Genomic DNA, 536 nt, shown 5'->3' with positions numbered 1-536 from the left:
GCCTTCTTGGCCGCGGCGGGCTTCCGGGCAGCCGCCTTCTTGGAAGGGGCGGCCTTCTTCGCGGCGGAGGCGGAGGCGCCCGTCCCGGCGGCAGCCGTCCTCGCGGCTCCCGCGGTCTTCCTACCGCCATCGGAGCCCTGTTCGCCCACAGCGGAATCGCGTTCTGCACTCACCCGCGCAGCCCCCTCGGCCTGTGCTCTCACCGGCGATTTGGACACCCGGCCAGCCTACGACCCGGCACGGACATCCGCCCCGGCCCCAGAAGATCGGCGTCCAATTGGACCCCTGCCGCATACCCCGGCCGACCTGTGCGGCATCCTTGTGACAGATCACACTGTTTGGACGGTCCGGCAAAATGGGAACCACGGTCCCCTGGCACGCAGGGGAACCAAGATCCCCTGAGCAGGTCGAAGAGGAGAGAACTCGTGGACGACGTTCTGCGGCGGAACCCGCTTTTCGCGGCGCTCGATGACGAGCAGGCCGCGGAGCTTCGCGCCTCCATGAGTGAGGTGACCCTGGCACGGGGCGACTCACTG

At 68.8% G+C, this 536-nt stretch carries 1 pseudogene; it reads left to right on the top strand.

Features of this window, described 5'->3' with window-relative positions:
* Nucleotides 1–425: 425 nt before the first annotated feature.
* A pseudogene (locus LPA54_RS42985) lies at nt 426–536 on the top strand (Crp/Fnr family transcriptional regulator); the annotation flags it as partial.

Origin of the sequence: Streptomyces sp. DH12 (genome assembly GCF_020873895.1) — a bacterium.
Classification (GTDB): Bacteria; Actinomycetota; Actinomycetes; order Streptomycetales; family Streptomycetaceae; genus Streptomyces.
The sequence above is the reverse complement of the archived record's forward strand: the minus strand, read 5'-3'. Positions and strand labels throughout refer to the sequence as shown.